The organism is Enterococcus sp. 2201sp1_2201st1_C11_2201SCRN_220225, from assembly GCF_040925905.1.
Lineage (GTDB): Bacteria > Bacillota > Bacilli > Lactobacillales > Enterococcaceae > Enterococcus_C > Enterococcus_C asini_A.
This window is the reverse complement of sequence record NZ_JBCOJC010000041.1, coordinates 1-4,915: the sequence shown is the minus strand read 5'-3', so window position 1 is coordinate 4,915 and position 4,915 is coordinate 1. Positions and strand designations below refer to the sequence as shown.

6 protein-coding genes are annotated in these 4,915 nt (G+C 36.3%); 1 reads left to right on the top strand and 5 read right to left on the bottom strand.

Translation table 11 applies throughout. The features are described 5' to 3' along the window. The 4 genes from AB5754_RS10365 to AB5754_RS10350 form a co-directional block, all read right to left on the bottom strand. Positions 1–1,253 (bottom strand): PTS transporter subunit EIIC (locus AB5754_RS10365; RefSeq protein WP_368259580.1); only part of this gene is annotated, 1,253 nt, incomplete at its 3' end. A gap of 109 nt (positions 1,254–1,362) precedes the next feature. Further along, positions 1,363–2,205: a PRD domain-containing protein gene (locus AB5754_RS10360; protein ID WP_311833861.1), complete on the bottom strand. Its 843-nt coding sequence runs from the start codon at positions 2,203–2,205 to the stop codon at positions 1,363–1,365. Between the two features lie 204 nt (positions 2,206–2,409). Then, positions 2,410–3,246: a hypothetical protein gene (locus AB5754_RS10355; RefSeq protein ID WP_368250578.1), complete on the bottom strand. Its 837-nt coding sequence runs from the start codon at positions 3,244–3,246 to the stop codon at positions 2,410–2,412. Continuing rightward, positions 3,230–3,778 (bottom strand): sigma factor-like helix-turn-helix DNA-binding protein, encoded by a 549-nt coding sequence (locus tag AB5754_RS10350; RefSeq protein ID WP_311833859.1) that lies wholly within the window; start codon positions 3,776–3,778, stop codon positions 3,230–3,232. The genes AB5754_RS10355 and AB5754_RS10350 overlap by 17 nt, the downstream gene beginning before the upstream one ends. A 146-nt stretch (positions 3,779–3,924) precedes the next feature. Here AB5754_RS10350 and AB5754_RS10345 point away from each other — a divergent pair, with 146 nt between their 5' ends. Continuing rightward, positions 3,925–4,119 carry a hypothetical protein gene (locus AB5754_RS10345; protein ID WP_368250577.1) on the top strand — a complete coding sequence of 65 codons (195 nt, stop codon included), beginning with the start codon at positions 3,925–3,927 and terminating at the stop codon, positions 4,117–4,119. A gap of 77 nt (positions 4,120–4,196) precedes the next feature. Here AB5754_RS10345 and AB5754_RS10340 read toward each other — a convergent pair whose 3' ends face one another. Continuing rightward, positions 4,197–4,670 (bottom strand): glutathione peroxidase, encoded by a 474-nt coding sequence (locus AB5754_RS10340; protein WP_368250576.1) that lies wholly within the window; start codon positions 4,668–4,670, stop codon positions 4,197–4,199. Positions 4,671–4,915 lie beyond the last annotated feature (245 nt).

Sequence of the window (4,915 nt, the reverse complement as noted above, 5' to 3'; positions counted from 1 at the left end):
GTTATATAAACTGGAAGCGCTAAAATACCTGCTGTAGCAGAAGCATAAGTGCGCATATTAGTCAAACCTGCAAACAGTCCCGCAACCCCGCCAGACAAAACTACAACCCATAACGGCTTCTTCAATTTCATTGTTACACCATATAATGCAGGTTCAGTAATTCCAAATAGCGCTGTTGTAGCTGCCGAAAAAGCTGTTGTCTTCATTACTTTATCTTTTGTTTTTAACCCAACAGCAAAAGATGCACCAGCTTGTGCCATGTTTGATGCTAACATCCCAGGCCCTAATAACGTTCCATATCCTAGTGTAGCGTACTGAGCTAATTGCACTGGCATTAAGCTATAATGCATTCCAGTCATTACAAAGAATGGAGTTAAAGCTCCCATTAAAACTGGCAATACCCAACGTGCTTGATCATTGAAAAATTCAAATACTACTAAAAGAATATCACCAACCATCGCCCCAAGAGGACCAACAGCAATCCAAGCTAGTGGCGCTGTTACTAAAAAGACAAGTAATGGTACTAAAAATACTTTGACAGCATCTGGAGCGATTTTTTTAGCATATTTTTCAACATATGACATTACTAACACAATCAGAATTGGTGGCACTACAGCTGATCCATAAGATACTGCTTTGACAGGTATTGATAAAAATGTAATTGGATTCTCTGAAGCCACCATTGCAGTAAAATTCGGGTGAATCAACATTGCGCCTAATACAGCTGCATAAAACTGATTGCTTTTAAATCGCTGTGCACTCGTAATTGCTAACATAATCGGTAGAAAATAAAAAGCTGAATCTGCTAATAAATTTAATAATTGATAAGTTGAAGAATCAGCAGTTAACAATTTTAAAAAGACAACTAATGCTAAAAATGCTTTTAACATCCCCGCCCCACAAATCGCTGGAATAATTGGTTGGAAAATATCTGTAATTGCTCCTAAAATTCTGTTGTACCACTTTTCATCAGAAGTTTTTTCTGACAAATCACCTGATGTTTCAACCACTCCCATTTTATTAATTTCTTCTGTCACCTCAGAAACATCCGTTCCAATAATAACTTGAAATTGCCCACCCTTTTCAGCAATTCCTTGAACACCTGGTGTTGCTTTTAACTTATCCTCATCCACGTGATCCATATTTTTTAGTTTAAATCTCAAACGCGTCATACAATTCGTTACAGAAAGAATATTTTCTTGCCCTCCTACTCCAGAAACAACATCTTTAGCTATTTTCTTATAATCCTTCATTTTTAACCCTCCATTATTTTTTATGAAAAAAAGACCAAATAAAAGCACAACGATTTACACCGCTTCTACTTCTACTTGGTCTTGCCCATTCGGTAACAAAACTATGTTTCTATATTTCCTCTTCACGTAGTGTCACTCGATTGATGTGAATAACAAAATATACAAGTTCAGAATCTGTAATTTTAATTTGATACACACTATCAATATGTTTTTTTATCTTCAATCCGCACAGATATGCTCTAGGATATAATGTTTTTACTTGATTTAATAATGCTTGATCATCATTTAATTGTTTCTTTTCGGAAAAAACACGACTAACAAAATAGCGAATATGAGTTAAAAAGCGATCATAATTAATTGATATCTCATTTAGCCGAAAACCATAATCATATTCTACTATTTGAATTATCTCAGAAATAATTTTTGTAGTAACTAATGTCTCATTACTGATCGAATTTCCTTGTGTTGCATTTACATAATGGAGCGCGATAAATCCAGCTTCATCTTCAGGTAATCTAATATGTTCTGATCGTTCAATCAATAATAAACTGTGTCTTGCTGCCGAAAACTCCCTTGGGTAATATTTCTTAATTTCCCACAGCATATCATTTTTAAGCATAGAACCTTCTACGTATCTTTCCAGAGCATAGCTGATATGATCTCCTAAAAAAAGATAAATTGATGATCTGAAAGAACGATTTAGCTCTTTTTCAGCAATTTTTATAAGCTTTGCGGTTAATATAACATGTCGCTCATCCATCTCCTTCATCAAATGACCAAATTTATTATGTGTGAATTCAGCATCTAAAATAAATTTTTTATCAATTTTGGACTCGTCGATTTTATTCGAAGCTTTTACTCCAAAACCAATACCATTACCAATAATGACACATTCCACACCTTCATCATCTACAAGCATAGCATTGTTATTATACACAGTGATGGGAATCATCTTTGTCACCTCCCGAACATAAAAAATACCGATAAATAGATACCATTCACTCAAAACACCAAATAATGAGCAAAATTTATCTATCCATCGGTATTGCCTTTACAGTAACAATCCACAGCGATATTTTATATCAAAAATAAAGCGTTGTCAATACGACATCCAAACTTTTTTTAGTAGTTGCTCTAATGGGTTAGATGAAGAATCTTACATTATGATACGATATGGACAAGTATCAAAACTACATAAGTTCATGAAATGCATAACTGAAAATAATTCCTTCTGTGGCCCCCACCCAAAGGCTCCCAAAACGATTAATACTAAGTAGACTATCAGAACCAACAATGTCAAAATACTTAAGCCATAAAGCACACGCATCTGGAAAGTCGCATTGCTAAAGAATAGATCAAACTTGCTATTACGCTGAACTTTTTCGGAAACCAAAATCTTTTGTAACGCTGGAATCGCAGCCAGTTGTCGTTTCAAAATCTGAGCATCTTCTTCTGACAACATTTCCGTAAAGATGCGCTCGCCTGATTGAAAATCCAAGGTATAATAATAAGTCTGTTTTCGAATTGCTCCAATAGTTGCAGCACTCCAATCGAAAAAACCAATTTTATATTTCTTAAACATAATGCTCTTAATAACATCATAGGGATAGGAATAAAATAAGCGTTCTTCCAAAAACTCAATAATCACCACAAAGAGCATGCGCCGATCGGTAAAAATCAACAGTCGATTGCCTCTCACATCGTGAAACTTCTCCACATAATCACGTGCTTCTGGTTGCCGTGCATAATTCATTCCCATAACGCCCCCCGTCATAACGGCGGTATTTTCCTGATTAGTCAGTGGCAGATATCCCTGAATGACTTCTCCTTCTTCTAAGTAAGGCGTTATTTTTTTCAAAAAGTCCTGCAAAAAGATGTACATCTTTGTTTGTTCAAATAACTGACTTTTTCTCTGAGTTGAAAAATCTCCTGATTCTTCAGCTGCTAATTCAGTATTCAATCGCCAAAAGGTCTTTTTAAACGGATTTCTCATCAGATTTGCCCTCCTTTACTAAAATCCTCCGTAACTTTTCTTTCCCTCGAGCCAAGCGATTTGAAATCACAGCGGGACTCAAGTTTAAATCTTTCGAAATGTCTCCCGGCTTGTCTTGAAAGAAAAAATACTTCAAAAAAATCAATTGATCTTCTGGAGACAATACCTCCACTAACTCCAAAAACTGCTCCTTATCCAAAGGTTCATCCCATTCCAATGCCTCTGGTAAAAATTCAGTGGGCACACAGCGTAAATCGCGGATAATTTGGCGTTTTTTATCTAGTGCTAAATTTTTGGCGATGGTTAAACACCAAGTCTTTAAACTAGCTTTCTCCGGATTGAAAAGTACACTTTTTTCCCAGATTTTATAAAAAACCTCATTTTCCACTTCCTTGCGATAACTAGCTTCGGCGGGATGGTTTAAAACAGACCAGATACTCTGACAAATAGCAAAACCATAACTGTCAATCAAAGCTTCCAACCCGCGAAAATCTTCTTGTTGCATATAGCGAATAATCTGACATTCTTCCACACTTTCCCGCCTCCTTCTGTACTTTATTATACGTTAGAGGTGAGAAGAATCTATCGCCTCCCAACAAGAAAAATCTAAACAATTTTCTGAGCATACTATTTGGTTTCCCTCTCACTCCTAGGTAGACTACACTTGAGGTGAAAAAAATGCGTAACACTTGGTTAGCAGAACAGTTAGATCAGATTCAAGAGCCGAATTATCAAAAGATTATCCAAGCCACCAAAGACTACATTGAAGAGTTAGAAGACGATAACGAAAGTTTACAAATCTCTTTAGAAGGTTCGATTTGGAGTCCCAATCGTTGGAACGAAAAGATAGAAACAGAGCAGCCCGAAAATTAATTCGGACTGCTCTGTTTTCTTTATTGAACCGCTAAGAATGCTTTTGAAAGCTGAAGAAAATAAGTTAATTGATTTACTTATAAAACTGCGATTAATTCTTTTTCCAATTGTTCTGGAGTAGTGGTAGGGGCAAACCGTTTCACTACATTTCCCTCACGATCCACTAAAAACTTAGTAAAGTTCCACTTAATAGCTAAACCTACCAAACCGCCCTTTTCTTTTTTCAAGAAATTGTAAAGCGGATTTGCGCCGTCTCCGTTGACTTCAATCTTGCCAAAGGTCTTAAAAGTGGTTTGATAATTCAACTGACAAAACTCTTGGATTTCTTCATTGCTTCCAGGAGCTTGGTGGCCAAATTGATTGCAAGGAAAATCCAGAATTTCAAAGCCAGCTCCTTGATGTTTTTTATACAACTTTTCCAATCCTTCATACTGCGGAGTAAATCCGCAGCCAGTCGCAGTATTCACCACTAGCAAGACTTTTCCTTCATAATCAGCTAAAGAAACATCTTGTCCCTTAGCGTCTTTGACTGTATATTCATAAATACTCATTTGAAAGACCGCCTTTCTTTTCTTTCATTGTAGCGAAGGGGCGAATCATTCACAACTAATCAGCCTTTTCTAGAAAAGCAAAAAAGCCGCTTTTTCAAGCGACCTCAAAACACTTATAGCTATACTTTTTGAATGACCGTCTTAGAGCACGTACTAGGCCGAGCTACTAATGGAATATATTCCCGATCAGTGGAAACTTCCATATAAGCTGGGCGAATAATTTTTTGGGTATTAATCAGCTCTTC